Raw genomic sequence first — 16,137 nt, forward strand, 5'->3', positions numbered from 1 at the left:
TTTATCAAATTAAATCAAAAACACAGCAACTATCGTTGTCACAATCAGACCAATGACTACAGGAATTAAATTTCGTCTTGCTAGCTCAAATGGGCTGACATTACAAATAGCAGCTGCTGGGATTAATGCCCAAGGAATCAATGCACCGCCGCCTACCCATATAGCTGTGATTTGTCCTAAAGCAGTTAAAGTGGCTGTTCCCCCACCAATGGCATTCCCGAATAGACTACCAACCGAACCTGCTAAAGAAATTCCTGAAAAGCCAGAACCATCTAATCCAGTAATAGCGCCAACAACTGCTAGCGTGACAACAGCAATTTCCTTTGTTAACGGAACTATTGCTGCAAGACCGACACCAAGATCATTGACAATACCGTGTGAAGTTGCGGGGAGGTGGTCGCCGAGAATTTGTGTAAAGCCAGCATCTCCAAGATAGAAGAAAGCAGCAATTGGTATTACGGGTCCGAAGACTTTAAAGCCGAATTGAAATCCTTGAATCAAATAACTTGTTGTCTTTTCTAATCCCGCTGATTTATGAGCAACCATACTAAGCAACAATAAAATAAAAACAGAGGTTCCCCCGATTAAAGCCGTTGCATCTCCGCCCGTTAAATTGAATACTGACATAGCGATAACGTCTAAGATAAAAGCAATAGGAATAAGGACGGCGAAGAATCGCTTTTGCCCAATTGACAGTAAGTTTTCCGCAGTCTCTTGTTCACCATTCTCCTCTTCATTGTTGCCAGTATTTAAAAGTAGCGTTCCTCGTTTCATATCACGTCGTAAAAAAATATAAGCAACAATTGTCGTTACAACGCCCATTGTGATCACAAGCGGAATACTGGCTGAAACAACATCTCCAACAGGGATACCAGCAGCATCAGCCGTTAATTTTGGAGCCCCTTGAATGACAAAATCACTCGATAACGCAATACCATGACCAAATAAGTTCATCGCCATGGCAACCCCCAGTGCTGGGAGACCCGCCCGAATGGCAACAGGCAAGAGCACTGCTCCTAATAGCGCTACGGCAGGTGATGGCCAGAAAAACCAAGAAATAAACATCATTAATAGTCCAATCGTCCAATAAGCAAGTGCGGGTGTTTTAATGATCTTTGTGAAAGGGGCCACCATAACCTCATTAATACCTGAAGACATCATGACCCGGCTCATCGCCACAATAATCGAAATAATAAGAATCGTTGATAGCAGCTCAGTTATGGCATAAATAAAGCTGTTAAACACACCACTTATGGACGAGGTAAAATCACCAGTCGCAACAATCGCTAGCATAAAGATGCCTACTACACAAATGAGGGTGGTATCACGACGTTTAACCATAAATCCGATGATGAGCACAATAAAGACCACGTAAATCCAATGGAGAGCTGTGAATTCAATCCCCATACGTTTCCCCCTCAATATTCTGATTCTATAGAATATGAAGATAAAAAAAGATGGTGATGATTTTAAAAAATTTAACTTGGGCGAAAGCGAAACAACAACCAAAAAGGTATTTTAAGTTACACCCAAAACAAGATATTTGAAAGAAATGAAGTTATAGATTAAAATACTTTTATAGATTATCGATAATCTATAATCCATAATATATAACGCTTTTAGCTAATCACCCTATACACTGAACTATGTTAAAATAAAAAGATATAAATTTATTGGAGTGGTTTAATGGGGTTTGATGAAAATTCAATTTCAAAAAAAACAATTTCTGAGCAAATAGCTGAACGATTATTATTCCGCATATTTTCTGGTTACTATGAACAAGGTCAGCGCTTAATAGAGGCAGAAATTGCAAAGGAGTTACAAGTAAGTCATGCACCTGTCCGTGAGGCCCTTTATCTTTTACAAAAAGATGGTGTAGTTGAAAAAGTACAACATAAAGGTGTAAGAGTGAAGATTATAACGGATCAGGAATTAAAGGATTATTTGGAAGCGCTTTATCATCTATTGGATATAGCACTAACCAAATGTGAATCTAAATGGACTGCTGATTTGCAAAATGAACTATTATTTCGATTTGAAGCTATGAAACAAAGAAAGTCCGCTGAAAATATTTATGAATATGTTGTTTCGTTTGCCCACTTGTTACAATTGTTTTTTGATGTTACAGGAAATATTGCTATGCTACGATTCTTTAAAGAAACAATATTTGTTACAAATGTAGCTGCACAAACAAAATGGAAGATGAATCTAGTTGAATCCTATCATATGTCCATCAATACTTTTATCAAGTGTATAGAAGTGTCGGATTTTGATCATGCACGAGTAGCTATTAAGGATGTTATTTTATGGTACCAATTTAAATAATTTTATGGGGGTAACATAAATGAAAGCTGCAGTTTGGCATGGTGTGAAAGATATTAGAGTTGAAGAGGTTGAATTACGCGCTTTAAGAGAAGAAGAAGTGAAAGTAAAAGTAGCGTGGGCTGGTATTTGTGGAAGTGATTTACATGAATACGAAGAAGGTCCGGTTTTCGTACCAGTTGATGAAAAAGCTGAATTAACAGGTGAAGTTGCCCCACTTACAATGGGACATGAATTTGCTGGTATCATCGAAGAAGTTGGCTCTAAGGTTACTGACTTTAAGGCTGGGGACCGAGTTGTCATCAATCCTACATTAACATATAGAAATAAACATGAAGAAGTCGATCGTTATGATGGATTTAACTTCATCGGTTTACATGGAAATGGTGGATTTGCAGAATATGTTAATGTCCCTGTAACGAATATACATCGTTTAGCAGATAACTTAACATTACAAGATGGTGCATTGGTAGAACCAATGGCTGTTGCAGTACAAGCTGTCAAGGATGCTGGGGTTACATTAGGTGATTCTGTTGCTGTATTTGGGGCTGGACCAATTGGATTATTAACAGTAATCGCTGCAAAAGCATCAGGTGCTAGCAAAGTTATCGTATTAGATTTATCCGATGATCGATTAGAAAAGGCAAAAGAATTGGGTGCAACACATGCTATTAATTCAGGTAAAGAAAATCCTGTACAAGCAGTTCGTGCGATTGTTGCAGATGGGGTGGATGTATCCTTTGAGGTGGCAGGAGTTGCTCCTACCTTTAAACAAGCAATTGATGTAACAAAACCCCGAGGTAACATGATGATTGTGTCGATTTTTGCAAGACCAATCGAATGGAATCCAATGCAACTTACAAACACAGGTGTTAATGTATTATCTTCCATTGTTTATACACCATCAATTTTCCAAAGAACAATTGATGCAATGAGCGCTGGTCAACTTAATCCACAAGGGATCATCACAAGTCAAATTGAACTAGATGAGATTGTTGAAAAAGGATTCAAAACGTTAACGAATGACAAAACACAATCTAAAATTTTAGTCGAAATTAGCGGAGAAAATTAATAAAATTGAGAGGAGTATGGCTGATGACAGCCATGCTCTTTTTTATAGTTTGGAGGAGCATGGAGCTTAAGAAAAAATAACAAAAGGAATCGAGAATGAACTTCTCGACTCTTTCAGTAACTTAATCTCTTTCTCTTGCTCTCTGTGTGTCTCTAATATTCTTTTGAACCGTGATGGATGCAAATAAACTTAGAACAAATGACATACCATAGAACCCTTTTTCGCTTAAAACAATACTCCCAGCATTATATAATCCAATGCCCATTAATGATATAGATACAATAAGTGCAACCCAACTAATACCATAATAAATATTAGTAACGGGTATTCCCTCTTCTTTATCTCTTACTGCTTTTTGTAAGGATATTGCTGAATAGAGTCCAAATACTAAAACAGCTATGTAATATCCTTTTTCGTTTAGTTGCATCGTTGCATTAAACAAGCCTATAAAATATGCCGTAACACCTACTAACAATGCTGCCCAGGAAGCCCCCTTGAAAGCAGCAGTTGGTTCTCCCTCTTTTCTTTCTACTTTAATTTTCGGATCAGGCTGTTTTTCCTTATCTAATGAAGAATCATTTTGATTAGACAATATCTTTCTCCTCCTTCTATCACTGTATAAAAACATTCTATCATTCTACAGGGAGGTTATGAGAATAGAAATTTCTCTAATTCTCGTTCTTCAATATTCTCCTTAAAGGAGGCTGCTTTAATTTGGCTTTTATTTTGCTGGAATAAAGAGTCAATATGGCTTCATCAAATCTGAAGGCTCTCTTATCATTCCTTGGTAAAATTGTGTCCTACACGGAGAACCTTTTTGCTGCAATTATTTTGTACAAATAAGAGCTACGTGTCTAACTTTTTTTATATTATTCAAATAGACAGCTAAATATGTTAGATGTATATGTCTGCCTGTTGTTGCTGTGTCCACCGCTTATTACGATTTGTGCCACTGATGAACAAAATAATTGAAATGGTTGATAAAGCTGTGAATACCACCGTTTTTAGATGAAAATAAATCGCTAGTCCGCTCACATAGAAAGCGATTGCGCCACTGTAACCAACTTTTTTACTCCTTCTCTTAGTTGTTTTTCATTTGCATAGGAATAGCTTAAACGTATCCAGGAGGATAGTTGTTTTAATGGATCACATACTTGACCAGGCACAAAGGATATCGATTGTTCGATACATTTAGATAATAATAATTCAGTTGGAAGATCATCTGGGAGCTGTACCCATAAATTTAGACCGCCTTTTGGACTGTTCCATCGCCAGCCTGTTACAGCTAGCTCCTCTTCCATAATTTCCTTTCGAATCTGTAGGGCAATCCGAATTTTCTCCAAATGTTGTTGCAATCTTAGTGAGGAGAAGTAATGGAGAAAAATTTTTTGATTGAGAAGTGGTGAGCCATTATCAGCTAGCGATTTTTCTGTTAATAGTGATTTCATTAATGATGATGGACAAATAACAGTTGCAATTCTCAAACCAGGAGAGATGTATTTGCAAAAGCTTCGGATGTAAATGACCGTCCCAGCACTATCAAATGTGTAAATTGGAGGTGGTGGGGCTTGGTCAAAATAAATGTCGTGATAGGCATCATCTTCTATTAATAGAAAGCGATAGTGCTCAGCTAATTCCACTAATCTTTTACGCTGCTCGACAGAAACCGTATAACCAGTTGGATTATGGAAAGTGGGGTTAAGATAAAATAGGCGGGGCTTGTATTTTTTAATATAGTATTCGACCTGTTCTAAATCGTAGCCCTCAGGATGGATATCAACCGTAACAATCTGTGCGCCTTGTGCTTTAAAGATATCAATCGCAGCACTATAGCTTGGGCGTTCAAATAAAACGACGTCTCGTGGCTTAATAAAAGCTTGAGCAATTAAGTGAATGGCTTGCTGTGAGCCAGTTGTTATTAACAGTTCTTCTGGATTCAAATGTGTTTTATAGTGGTTGATAAAATATTGGGTCAGTGTCTTACGTAGCTCTAAATCACCTTGCACCGTTGAGTAGGTTGCCAGTACTTTCGGATATAGGTCAAACACTTCCTTCACGTAATTTGAAAAATAGTGATTAGGCAAAAGATTGGGGTCAATCAATGCCTGAGAAAAATGATAGGAAACAGATGGTTGATGGATTTCGGATAAATGATTTTTTTTTACATATGCTGAAACAATGGGATTGTCCTGATCTAGATATTCAATATATTTTGTTACTGTTGATTGGACGAAATAGCCTGATTTATCTTTTACATAAACTTTGTCATGCTGTTTTAATAATTGATAAGCTTTTAATACCGTTAGCCGATGGACATTCATTTCAGATGCTAATTGCCGGACGGAGGGAAGCTTTTCATGTTCTTTCCATTCTTTTCGCTCTATTCGGTGCAGTACATCATCATAGACTTTCTTAAAAGGATAATCTTCATTTTGAATTGCTTTGCCCACATCGATTCCTCCTATTCACACCGATTGTACCACGAACCAAACTGATCTGTTCTATCCTTTTTAATCTGTTCTATCCAACTTCTTTTATGATAGAAAAAGAGGGGGAGTTTGATATGGTAATGATTAATTATTTCTTTATGTGTTTGATTTTTGGGACAACATTTTTAGCAATTAAAGTTGGTGTTGATGCAGGAGTTCCTCCGTTTTTATCAGCTGGTCTTCGTTTTCTCATTGCCGGTTTACTACTATTTAGTTTTATGGTTTGGCGCAAAAAAACGACAATTCGGTTATTATTTCGGAAAGAAATGTTTTTTACAGGAATGGGCTTAACCTTTGGAACATTTGCCACATTATACTGGGCTGAACAGTATGTAACATCTGGAATCGCAGCTGTCTTATCTGCTACAGGTCCAATGATGATAATTGTTATTCAGACATTTATATTGAAGCAAAAAGGAGACCGAAAATCATTTATTGGATGTGTTGTCGGAGTCATTGGTGTTATGTTCTTAATCTTACCAAGTTTTGCAATAGAGATTAGTCCCTTCTGGATGGTTGGTTGTTTCGCTATTATTTTAGGTGAAGTTTTTTACGCATCTGGAACAATTTATACGAAGCATGTCATCCAAAAATTTGGAACAACATCTCCAATTGCTTTAAATGCGGCACAAATGATGTATGGAGGGATTTTATTAATCATTTTGTCACTTTTAACTGAGAACATTCAGCTTCAGCATCTTTTAAGTCCAGCTTCAATTGGTTCTCTTTTTTATTTGATTATTTTTGGCTCAATGATCGGTCACAGCATTTATTATTGGCTTGTGTCACGAACAAATCCTGTTTTTCCGTCCACATGGCTGTATATTTCACCAGTAATTGCCGTTATATTAGGTGTTACCTTCTATCATGAATATCTTTCGTGGCTAACAGGAATAGGTACTCTGACGATTATTGTTGGAACGATTCTAGTCAATTTTGAAACATTGAGAGAGTTGCTTTGGCGGAAGAGGACTGTTCTTCAGAATGTAAAAGAATAATAAAATCTAATGATAAAGGGGATGAAATGATGAAAATTTCTAGAGGAGTAGAGATTCTGGAGCTTGAATTTAATGGAGCTTTCATTTATCCAACGCTTTTATGGGATCAGGAGATGGCTGTTTTAATTGATACTGGATGTTCAGGTCAAATGGAAGATTTACGTATAGCAATGGAAAAGGTAGTCGTGTCGTTCAACCAACTCAAAGTTGTGATTTTGACACATCAGGATATCGATCATATAGGCAGTCTTCCTGAAATATTGCAAAATTGCGGTAGTCATATAAAAGTTTATGCACACGAGCTAGATAAGCCTTATATTCAGGGGGATTTACCACTTTTGAAAGACGGGCACATAGAGAATCCACCCAAGGGGAAAGTGGATGAGACCTTGAAAGACGGTCAAGAACTACCATATTGTGGGGGAATACAAGTTATCCATACGCCAGGACATACGCCTGGCCATATTAGTTTATATTTGAAGCAAAGTAAAACGCTTGTTGCAGGCGATTCGATGTATAGTGTAAATGGTGTATTGGGAGGGATTCATGTTCCAACCACTTTGGATATAGAGGTTGCTCAACAATCTTTAAAGAAATATGCAGACCTAGACATTGAATCTGTGATTTGTTATCACGGAGGAATATGCAAGATGGATATTAAAGAGCAGATTCAAAAGCTTTGAATCTTAAAAATATTGATTAAAGATGAAGGTTCCATAGAATGCCAAGTGCTAGGAGGCTAGCTCGAATCGTACCATGCAAGAGTATCACCCCCAGTACTAGTAAAAGGCTTGTCAAACATCTATTTTAATGTGAGTCAGGTCATGTTATAATTAGGCACTTAAGATACTTAAGCACTTTTTTATAACGGATGCCAAGAAAAGCCTCCGCAGAACGATCAAATATGGAGGTGTAAGGAAATGAATAAACGTTGGACGATTGGTGAAATTCAGAAATTTGTTGCGAACAATTCAGAAAGTAAGTTGCTAACGACTGAATACCATGGTTTTTCTCAAAAGCTACTATTTAAATGTGCATGTGGTAATAACTTTGAAAAAACATTTACGAAATTTAAAAATAAAAACCAACGAAAATGTGATGTATGCCAACCGCCAAAAGAGTCACGCTAAACGCTTTGCGGCCGTTCAATAATAATATTAGTGAACATTAAAAATATCTCACTTCTATAATCTTTATAGAGGGGGATGTTTTTTTGATTGGATTATCAGAATAAGATTGATCATGCTGAAGAAAATTGAGAAAAAATATTCAATTTAACATTCTTTATTAATGAAATATAAAGATAAAAGCCAAGCCCTTGATACATGCGGGTTTTGGCTTTTTTATCATTTTTAAAATTAGACTTTCCTCTACGGGAGGATTCATTATTAACGAAAAAAAGATTGTAAAATAACAATCAGTGATATATATTGGAGATTATGATTTTTTTCGACATCTCAAAATCATAAACAAAATTTCATCAAGACAAGTTTTGAGAGGGAAGTGAATAATCAAGATGTATCTTTATCCCCTATTAGTAGTGATTGCAGCTAGTAGTTTTGGTATCGTTTCAACTATTATAAAACTGGCTATGCGTAGTGGCTTTTCTGTATCTGAGGCAGTTACAAGTCAGTTTTTTATCGGCTTTTGTATAGCAGTATGTATTTCCTTAGTTACAAATCGATCAAATTTTAGCTTTAAAGGTGTTAAAATCCTTCTATTTGCAGGTATGTTAACAGGGTTAACAAATATTTTATATGGTCATTCTTTAAACTTTTTGTCTGCTTCCTTGGCAGTAGTATTACTGTTCCAATTTACATGGATTGGTATGCTGATTTCTTGTATTATAAAACGGCAAGTTCCAAGTAGAATTGAATTCATCTCTTTAATTATATTAGTAGCTGGAACGATACCAGCTGCAGGCATAATTGATGTTGATTTGTCTCAAATACCTTTTCAAGGGTGGTTATGGGGTTTAGCAGCTGCTCTTTGTTACTCCTTATTTTTATATGTAAACGGAAAGACAACAGCAAGTATGACAACCTCTAATCGCTTAGTATTGGTTTCTTTCTTTGCTTTCATGACGACTGCGGCTTTTCAGTCTCCAGAAATTATTTGGAATGGCACTTTGTTTAACGAAGGACTGTGGATTTATGGTTTAGCATTAGGGTTATTTGGCATGATTATACCGGTTTTCTTATTCACAATTGCAGTGCCTAAAGTGGGATTAGGTATGTCATCCATATTGAGTGCTGTTGAATTGCCAATCGCGGTGATGGTATCAGTTATCCTCTTAAGCGAAACGGTTACAACTTTGCAGATAGCAGGTATTGTCACAATCGTTATCGGTATCAGTTTACCAACTTTGCTTGATAAAGATGGATTGTTAAGAAACGTTAAAACTAAATATAAAAAATCCGACAAAGTAGCAAAAGGATCTTCGATTTGAAGATCCTTTTTTCATGTCAATTAAGCAATGTCATAGCAAAAGAATCATTGGGTCCTTTCTTTATTTATTTAATGACATACTATTTTTTTGTTCATACCCTGTTCATATTGTTGTCATAGGCAGTACACCTTCATTGTATAAGCTATCCTTAACGGTTTATGAAAGTAGCCGAGATAGATTGATAGAGAGAAGAGAGTATGAAAGGGAGGTGCGGTACGAGAAGAAAGGAAAACACGGTTATCGCTTGCCGTTCTACACTCTCGTGCCAATATAATGAAAAAAACGATAACCTTTATAAGTAAAATAGTAGTAGGTTTAATTATAGCCATATTACTTCTTTTAGCGGTTGTTTTCCTTGTTCATATTGTTTGTAGCAAAATGGAGCAAGGAAAATTAGAAACTTATGGTCAGTCTGTAACCGTAGATGGGAAAAAAATGAATGTCTTCATTCAGGGAAAAGGAGAAGAAACCGTCGTACTCTTACCTGGCTATGGAACAGCAGCACCAGCACTTGATTTTCAACTACTAGTAGATGAATTATCTCCATTTTACAAAGTTGTGGTCATTGAGCCTTTTGGTTATGGATTAAGTGCTCTTACCGAAAAAGAAAGAAGCACTGAGAATATTGTTAGTGAAATCCATGAAGCATTACAGCGCCTACATATTGAGCGTTATATTCTAATGGGTCATTCCATTTCAGGCCTTTACGGATTGGATTATGTGAACAAATATCCAAACGAAGTAAGTGCATTTGTCGGGCTTGATAGTAGTGTTCCAACGATAAGTGAAAGAAAGATTGAACCTTCAGTAATAACTACTTTAAAACTACTAAAAAAATCAGGTTTAGCTAGATTGCAGGTGAAGCTTAGTGATAACCCATATGCCGAACTACCCTATGATGGGAAAACAAAAGAACAAATGAAAATTCTTAAGCACAAAAATATGTATAATCTCAGCCAGTTAAATGAAGCTGAAATGATGTATGCTAACTTTAAAGCGGCTCAAGGTTTAACATTCCCTAAAAATCTCCCAGTTATTTTCTTTATACAAGAGAAGCATCCAGTAACGGACAGATGGACACCAGAGCATAAAAAACAAATAGTCAATTCTATCCATGGGAAAGTGATGACATTTGAAGGGGATCATTACTTATATCGTACAAAAGCAAAAGACATCGTTGAAAACTTTAGAGAATTTATGAAAGAGATAAAGTGACTGTTCTAAGAAAGATTTTACATTTATAAATGAAAAAAAACAGATTTAACTATTGTATGTGCAGCAAGCATATTATTCTGCACCTAATTATAGGAAGTTTTAACAAATAACCAGGCGCTCAAATGAGAACCTGGTCTTTTTTACTGTTTGTGAACCATATGTTTTAAGCCCCATGTTTAGCTCTCAGAACGGAAGTTATTACCAAGGTTGCTACCCAAACCAAAGTAATGACGAAAATTATAAATGAGTGGACTCCATTTATTTGGATCAATATGATTTTCATCCATAATTATTTCTTCGTGGGCATGTACTTGTGTCATTTGGGTCTCGACGATAGCAAAATTAGGAGAATAATCTGGAATACGTATATGTTTTATCTTTGCTTCGATTTGAATAGGACACTCCATAATTCGAGTAGGAATAACCGTTGTGGACCCAATAGGTGTTAAGCAACTAATATCACATTTCTCTTTTCTAAATGTAAAACCGATCTGTTTCTTAAAATCTGGAACTGGATTTTTTCCTGTGTAAGGAGCTAACTGTTCCACGTTTTCCCATAGAGAGGGGTCTGGGATATTTATGACACATTCAGGATGATGTTCTAAGTTTTCAATTGCCTTTCCTCCAAGACCAATCCCTAAGATAATACAGTCTCCTAATACCCAAGAAGAAGATAAAGGGCTAATATTTACTGTTCCATCCTCATTTAACGTACTTAGTAAAATTACAGGAAATCCATAATATAAAATTTTAGGATTTATTATTTTTGTATTTGGCATTTGTTTCATTATTTTCATTTTTAGTTCCTCCCATAAATGTTTTCACTGTCAGACTTATTGTAAAATATAAACATTTCGACGTTCATCGAAGTGTTGATTACAAAATTGATACTTCAAACTAATAATATTGAGCAAAGAAATTTAAAGTCTCCATATTGCAAAAGTCCTGAGTCCGACGCTTGATCATTTTGTACAAACTTATGAAGTAAAATTGTTATAAATAGTAGCTTTATCTGGGAATCAAAGGTTTACAGAAGCCTTCCACATAAAATCTTTTTCACAAGAAATAGAGATGATTTGCAAGGAATTACTTTTAGGAAGAGGACAAAAGATAGAGAAATGACATGAGTGAGATTGATGGATCGTTCAGGTATAAAAGGGAGGCTCTAATTTAATTGACAATGATAATCGTTATCGATAAGGTGGGGATAGGTGAGAGTCGTCATTCTTACCTTTTCATATTTTTAGTAATGAATATGTTGAAAACTATAATTGAACCCAACTACAGAGGACTACACCTTGAAAAAGCAGTAACTTATTATGTTATTTGCTGTTTGCCGTATGACAAATCATGGTTTTCCAAGCAAACTATTATTGAAATGAGGTATATAAGTATGGAAATCGACGTAAATCAGCTTGCCGAGCATTTAGCAAACACACCTTTCCAAGTAAAAGGAATCTATCGATATTCTAGAAATACAGGTGTACCTTACGCTGATTATACAGATTCTTTTCCAGGATTTGTTTTCCCTCTTTCTGGAAAAATCGAATTTCACTTTAATGGCACCCCTTATATCTTTTCGCCAGGAAAAGTTGTGCACGGGGGAGCGAAGATGAAACTCAATCAAAAAAATTTTGATGATACAAATTGGGAATATATTCTGGTTTTATACAGGATATGTACGGAGAAATTGGCAGAGACAAGCTTTTCACATCAGCATTTTGAATTACCGATAGGACAATCTCCTCGACTAATGGAGTTAATTATGCGTCTATGGCATGTATATAATCAGCGAGGCGGTATATCAATGTTTCAGACCGAAATGCTATTTCGTGATGTACTGAATGAAGCATTATTATGTGTAGCTAATCGACAAAATAGCTGTGAATCATACACTCTATTCGAACGAATAACTACATATATTCATGCAAACTATTATCAAAGCCTTTCCATTACCTCTCTTGCCGAACAATATAACGTCAATCGAAATCGACTAACTTATATATTTAGAAAGCATGCAGGGATGGGTCCAGCAGAATATTTATTAAACTATCGTATAAACATGGCTCAAAAAATGCTATTTACAAGTGATGTGCCTGTACAACAAATTGCGGAAACGGTGGGAATTACTGACCCCTTTTATTTTAGTAGAGTATTCAAGAAGCAATTTGGTATCTCTCCTACTGAATATCGAGATAAGTTCATCAATAATCCATGCTAAGTTCAGCAAGCATCCATTCTCCGCCAAACATGACTTTACTATACTAAGTGTATATCAGAGATTTTATGTTGGAGGAATTTCAATGCAAAAGATTAAAGGACTGTTATTTTTATTGCTATTACTAGCAGGTATATTGGGAGGTTGCCATAAATCACCTGCAGAAAATAAGGCGTTAACTACAGAAGACATATCTTCATCAGCAGTGGATGTAGAAGCAACTGATTGGCCTAGAACAATTAAAGATGCCCTAGGTAAAGAATTTGTCATCGAGAAAAAACCAGAAAAAATTGTTTCATTATGGTATTTTTACCCTGAAATTTTAGTTGCATTAGGTGAGCCACCTACAGCTTCTACTGATAAAGAATATTTATCCACTTTGTCTTATTTAAACGGTAAGCTAGATTCAACAGAGGAATTAGGTGATAAATTGTCTCCTAGTATTGAAAAAACGCTATCGATTGGTCCTGATTATATATTAGCAACAGAACATCATGAAAAATTGTATGAATCACTAGAAAAAATTGCCCCAGTCATTACGTTGCAATCTCAGGACATCTACGAAGACTGGCAATATGGACTTCGTACAGTAGCCGAGATTATCGGAAAAGACGATGAGGCGGAAAAAGTAATTGATAAAATGATGAAAGCTATCTCAACAGGACGTGAAGCATTAAAGTCAATTCAAGGAGAGTCAGTAGCACTTATTTTGTCTTGGGATGGAAAAACGTTTAATGTTCTTGGTGAAGATAACCCTGTTTATACACTTGCTTTTGATAAAGAAAAGGGCTTGGGTCTAACACCAGATCAGACATTTAAGGGGAAGAATAACCAATTCGCTGCATTTGAAGGAATCTCAACTATTCAAGCAGACCATATTTTCCTTATTGGTGATATTACAAAAAAGGAAGCATTAATGAATGAGTTAAATCAAAGCAATGTCTGGAATAATATGAATGCCGTAAAAAAAGGGAATATTCATTTAATGGATACTTCCGCTATTACTGGAGGTCCATTAGCTATCGAATATGCTTTGCAAAATATAACAGAAGCCTTACAAAAGGACGAATAATAGGAAAAACCTTTTCCAAAAGTAAATAAGGAGAGATGAATATGCAACATCAAGTTATCAATATAAATGAGAAATTATCGGAATTAAAGGAGCTTTGGTCACCGAAAATTATTGGCGAAATACACGATTTTCAATTCAAAGTGGTGAAGATTGCTGGGGATTTTATATGGCATGAACATCAAGGAGCTGATAAGGTATTTATTGTGCTCGAAGGGGAGATGTTCATTGCTTTTCGGGATGGTCAGGTGAAAATATCCAAAGGTGAGATGTTTATTGTTCCTGGAGGAGCGGAACAAATGCCTTTTGCTGAAAAGGAATGCCATATTATGCTTGTGGAGCCTAAGGTCAAGTAGGCATTACCAGACTAACAAAAAGAGATAGATAATTTTTTATCATACCCCTTTCGATTAATCTAAAGGGGTATTTACCTTGGGAATTTAGTTCGTTATTAAGCTAAACCACCATTTACGAAGATTACTTGTCCATTTACCCAACGTGCTGGACCAGCTAAAAAAGAAACAACTTCTGAAATATCCCTAGGTTCTCCTAGTCTTTCTAATGGTACAGCATTTGCTAAATGATGAATTTGTTTTTCATCTTTTCCATGGAAGAACAAAGGTGTTGCCGTTGGTCCCGGAGCTATTGCATTAACAGTTATATCTTTTCCTCTTAATTCACGAGCTAGAATCATTGAAATAGATTCAACAGCTGCTTTACTTGCTACATAAGCACCATAGTTTGGAAATTGGCTACGAGTAACAGAGGTAGAGAAATTAATTATGGAGCCACCTCTCCTTACTCGTTGTGCTGCTAATTGTGAGATAACAAATGTACCTCGGATGTTTGTGCGATGCATTTTATCTAAATCACTTAAATTCAAATCTGCTATTGGACTAAGTAACATGATTCCCGCTGTATTTATCACGACATCTATACCACCAAAAGCGTTTTCCACTTGGTCAAAAGCCATACTCATTTCTATTTCATTTGCCACATCACCTCCCACACTTATAGCATGTCCTTTATCAGCTAATATTTCTTCCACTAATTCATTAGCCTTTGATTCACTTGAAGAAAAGTGAACGCCAACTGCATAACCTTCTTCTGCTAATTTTGTTACAACAGTACGTCCTATTCCTCCAGATCCGCCTAATACCAAAGCAACACGTTTATACATTTCTTTCACCATAAAATTCATCCTCCACAATCCAGTATTGAAAGTTACAATTCTTATTTTTTGTAACTTTGTTATTGTATATTACACATGTTATAGTTACATTGTCAACAAAATGTAACTACGAGAAGTGAAAGGAGTATATTTAATGGCTATTCTTTCAGAAGAGAAGATTTTTTCTACGGCTGAAGCAATAATTTTAAGCAAAGGTATAAATAAAACAACATTATCAGATATTGCAAAGATGCTAGGCGTTACACATGCTGCGCTTTATAAACACTATAAGAATAAAGAAGATTTGCTCCAAAAGCTTGCCCTTAAGTGGTTGGATAATACTTCTAAAGATTTGTTTGAATGGAGTCCTAAAAAAGGCGTTGATGCGGAAATCGCTTTACATGATTGGCTATGGCTTCTTCACGTAACTAAAAGAAATCTGTATGAAAATCATCAAAAAATGTTTCTGCTGTATACAAATTATATAGAAACAAATAAAGATTTAATTAAAGATCACCTCCAGCATCTTGCCAAAAAAGTTGAAGAAATTAGTGGTTGGGAAAATAAGGGGATGGCAGTTATTATCGCTTTTACTTACTTCCATAATCCGTATTTTGCTGAGCGGTGGAATCAGGGGGACCATCTACATTTGTTTGAACAAGTTTGGTCTGTTGTTAGTAGATCTCATTAAGACTGGATCTTTCAAAGTAAGTACTGCTTGTTGCGCTTTTATGCTCAAAATTATAAAACGGATTGGGAAATAGCATTTTCCCAATCCGTTTCTTTTTATTAATAGATTCAGCTAAGGCAATCTATTCTTTATGGAAGATAGGATAATGTGTTAAATGAAGAATTTGCAATCAAAGCAAATAGTTTATTTTCAGATACTCAATTGAATAGAAGCTTAAAATCGTAGATGTAACTTCAGGAGGATAGTAATTTATGATACGGTACATCGTTATATCAAAATAATAACGAAATCGGATTAGACTGAAAAAGGAGTTATTTGTAAATTTGATTGAAACAGATACTTTTGTCGTTAAAGGATATAACATTTCTAAATTATAGAAATTTTTTATGAAAAGATTCCCTATATAACCAATGCAGTATTAAAATTACCTTATTTTTAGCGTT

16 protein-coding genes are annotated in these 16,137 nt (G+C 35.7%); 11 read left to right on the forward strand and 5 right to left on the reverse strand.

Annotated features, from left to right (window positions below):
- Window positions 1-9 precede the first annotated feature (9 nt).
- Window positions 10-1,407, reverse strand: a complete 1,398-nt coding sequence (locus PSR12_RS06675; RefSeq protein WP_221680536.1) for a hypothetical protein — start codon at window positions 1,405-1,407, stop codon at window positions 10-12.
- 279 nt (window positions 1,408-1,686) lie between these two features.
- Between PSR12_RS06675 and PSR12_RS06680 the strand changes: the two genes are divergently transcribed.
- Window positions 1,687-2,325: a GntR family transcriptional regulator gene (locus PSR12_RS06680; protein ID WP_048391171.1), complete on the forward strand. Its 639-nt coding sequence runs from the start codon at window positions 1,687-1,689 to the stop codon at window positions 2,323-2,325.
- A gap of 19 nt (window positions 2,326-2,344) precedes the next feature.
- Complete coding sequence (locus PSR12_RS06685; protein ID WP_221680537.1) at window positions 2,345-3,394, forward strand: 2,3-butanediol dehydrogenase; 1,050 nt, start codon at window positions 2,345-2,347, stop codon at window positions 3,392-3,394.
- 121 nt (window positions 3,395-3,515) lie between these two features.
- On the opposite strand, the gene yiaA is transcribed toward PSR12_RS06685, so the two are convergent.
- A complete protein-coding gene (gene yiaA, locus PSR12_RS06690) occupies window positions 3,516-3,986 on the reverse strand; it encodes an inner membrane protein YiaA (protein WP_221680538.1) in 471 nt (156 codons plus the stop codon).
- A 439-nt stretch (window positions 3,987-4,425) separates the two neighbouring features.
- On the reverse strand, window positions 4,426-5,844 hold the full coding sequence (locus PSR12_RS06695) for an aminotransferase-like domain-containing protein (RefSeq protein ID WP_274772200.1): 1,419 nt from the start codon (window positions 5,842-5,844) through the stop codon (window positions 4,426-4,428).
- Window positions 5,845-5,957: 113 nt separating this feature from the next.
- On the opposite strand from PSR12_RS06695, the gene PSR12_RS06700 reads away from it, so the two are divergent.
- The 5 genes from PSR12_RS06700 to PSR12_RS06720 all read left to right on the forward strand — a co-directional run bounded on the left by PSR12_RS06700 (window position 5,958) and on the right by PSR12_RS06720 (window position 10,545).
- Complete coding sequence (locus PSR12_RS06700) at window positions 5,958-6,881, forward strand: DMT family transporter (RefSeq protein ID WP_274772202.1); 924 nt, start codon at window positions 5,958-5,960, stop codon at window positions 6,879-6,881.
- 29 nt (window positions 6,882-6,910) lie between these two features.
- The gene (locus tag PSR12_RS06705) at window positions 6,911-7,564 is read left to right on the forward strand and encodes an MBL fold metallo-hydrolase (RefSeq protein WP_274772204.1); all 654 of its coding nucleotides are present in this window, start codon (window positions 6,911-6,913) and stop codon (window positions 7,562-7,564) included.
- A 237-nt stretch (window positions 7,565-7,801) separates the two neighbouring features.
- Entirely contained in the window at window positions 7,802-8,011 is a 210-nt protein-coding gene (locus tag PSR12_RS06710) for a hypothetical protein (RefSeq protein ID WP_257521411.1), read from the forward strand.
- Between the two features lie 386 nt (window positions 8,012-8,397).
- Window positions 8,398-9,330 carry an EamA family transporter gene (locus tag PSR12_RS06715; RefSeq protein WP_221680543.1) on the forward strand — a complete coding sequence of 311 codons (933 nt, stop codon included), beginning with the start codon at window positions 8,398-8,400 and terminating at the stop codon, window positions 9,328-9,330.
- 273 nt (window positions 9,331-9,603) lie between these two features.
- Window positions 9,604-10,545: an alpha/beta fold hydrolase gene (locus PSR12_RS06720; RefSeq protein ID WP_274772207.1), complete on the forward strand. Its 942-nt coding sequence runs from the start codon at window positions 9,604-9,606 to the stop codon at window positions 10,543-10,545.
- Between the two features lie 176 nt (window positions 10,546-10,721).
- Here the strand turns inward: PSR12_RS06720 and PSR12_RS06725 are convergent, their stop codons facing one another.
- A complete protein-coding gene (locus PSR12_RS06725) occupies window positions 10,722-11,342 on the reverse strand; it encodes a flavin reductase family protein (RefSeq protein WP_221680544.1) in 621 nt (206 codons plus the stop codon).
- A gap of 596 nt (window positions 11,343-11,938) precedes the next feature.
- Here PSR12_RS06725 and PSR12_RS06730 point away from each other — a divergent pair.
- The 3 genes from PSR12_RS06730 to PSR12_RS06740 all read left to right on the forward strand — a co-directional run bounded on the left by PSR12_RS06730 (window position 11,939) and on the right by PSR12_RS06740 (window position 14,188).
- Window positions 11,939-12,766 carry a helix-turn-helix transcriptional regulator gene (locus tag PSR12_RS06730; protein WP_221680545.1) on the forward strand — a complete coding sequence of 276 codons (828 nt, stop codon included), beginning with the start codon at window positions 11,939-11,941 and terminating at the stop codon, window positions 12,764-12,766.
- An 82-nt stretch (window positions 12,767-12,848) separates the two neighbouring features.
- Entirely contained in the window at window positions 12,849-13,835 is a 987-nt protein-coding gene (locus tag PSR12_RS06735; RefSeq protein WP_274772209.1) for an ABC transporter substrate-binding protein, read from the forward strand.
- A gap of 41 nt (window positions 13,836-13,876) precedes the next feature.
- On the forward strand, window positions 13,877-14,188 hold the full coding sequence (locus PSR12_RS06740; RefSeq protein WP_257521415.1) for a cupin domain-containing protein: 312 nt from the start codon (window positions 13,877-13,879) through the stop codon (window positions 14,186-14,188).
- A gap of 95 nt (window positions 14,189-14,283) precedes the next feature.
- On the opposite strand, the gene PSR12_RS06745 is transcribed toward PSR12_RS06740, so the two are convergent.
- Window positions 14,284-15,024 carry an SDR family oxidoreductase gene (locus PSR12_RS06745; RefSeq protein ID WP_257521416.1) on the reverse strand — a complete coding sequence of 247 codons (741 nt, stop codon included), beginning with the start codon at window positions 15,022-15,024 and terminating at the stop codon, window positions 14,284-14,286.
- Window positions 15,025-15,157: 133 nt separating this feature from the next.
- On the opposite strand from PSR12_RS06745, the gene PSR12_RS06750 reads away from it, so the two are divergent.
- Complete coding sequence (locus PSR12_RS06750) at window positions 15,158-15,694, forward strand: TetR/AcrR family transcriptional regulator (RefSeq protein WP_257521417.1); 537 nt, start codon at window positions 15,158-15,160, stop codon at window positions 15,692-15,694.
- Window positions 15,695-16,137 lie beyond the last annotated feature (443 nt).

It is taken from the genome of Lysinibacillus sp. G01H (assembly GCF_028872195.1).
GTDB classification, from domain to species: Bacteria; Bacillota; Bacilli; order Bacillales_A; family Planococcaceae; genus Lysinibacillus; species Lysinibacillus capsici.

Bases quoted from the DNA above. Each gene is read 5' to 3' on its own strand.
- PSR12_RS06675 (WP_221680536.1), bottom strand. From the start codon at position 1,407: ATGGGGATTGAATTCACAGCTCTCCATTGGATTTACGTGGTCTTTATT.
- PSR12_RS06680 (WP_048391171.1), top strand. From the start codon at position 1,687: ATGGGGTTTGATGAAAATTCAATTTCAAAAAAAACAATTTCTGAGCAA.
- PSR12_RS06685 (WP_221680537.1), top strand. From the start codon at position 2,345: ATGAAAGCTGCAGTTTGGCATGGTGTGAAAGATATTAGAGTTGAAGAG.
- PSR12_RS06700 (WP_274772202.1), top strand. From the start codon at position 5,958: ATGGTAATGATTAATTATTTCTTTATGTGTTTGATTTTTGGGACAACA.
- PSR12_RS06705 (WP_274772204.1), top strand. From the start codon at position 6,911: ATGAAAATTTCTAGAGGAGTAGAGATTCTGGAGCTTGAATTTAATGGA.
- PSR12_RS06710 (WP_257521411.1), top strand. From the start codon at position 7,802: ATGAATAAACGTTGGACGATTGGTGAAATTCAGAAATTTGTTGCGAAC.
- PSR12_RS06715 (WP_221680543.1), top strand. From the start codon at position 8,398: ATGTATCTTTATCCCCTATTAGTAGTGATTGCAGCTAGTAGTTTTGGT.
- PSR12_RS06720 (WP_274772207.1), top strand. From the start codon at position 9,604: ATGAAAAAAACGATAACCTTTATAAGTAAAATAGTAGTAGGTTTAATT.
- PSR12_RS06725 (WP_221680544.1), bottom strand. From the start codon at position 11,342: ATGAAAATAATGAAACAAATGCCAAATACAAAAATAATAAATCCTAAA.
- PSR12_RS06730 (WP_221680545.1), top strand. From the start codon at position 11,939: ATGGAAATCGACGTAAATCAGCTTGCCGAGCATTTAGCAAACACACCT.
- PSR12_RS06735 (WP_274772209.1), top strand. From the start codon at position 12,849: ATGCAAAAGATTAAAGGACTGTTATTTTTATTGCTATTACTAGCAGGT.
- PSR12_RS06740 (WP_257521415.1), top strand. From the start codon at position 13,877: ATGCAACATCAAGTTATCAATATAAATGAGAAATTATCGGAATTAAAG.
- PSR12_RS06745 (WP_257521416.1), bottom strand. From the start codon at position 15,024: ATGGTGAAAGAAATGTATAAACGTGTTGCTTTGGTATTAGGCGGATCT.
- PSR12_RS06750 (WP_257521417.1), top strand. From the start codon at position 15,158: ATGGCTATTCTTTCAGAAGAGAAGATTTTTTCTACGGCTGAAGCAATA.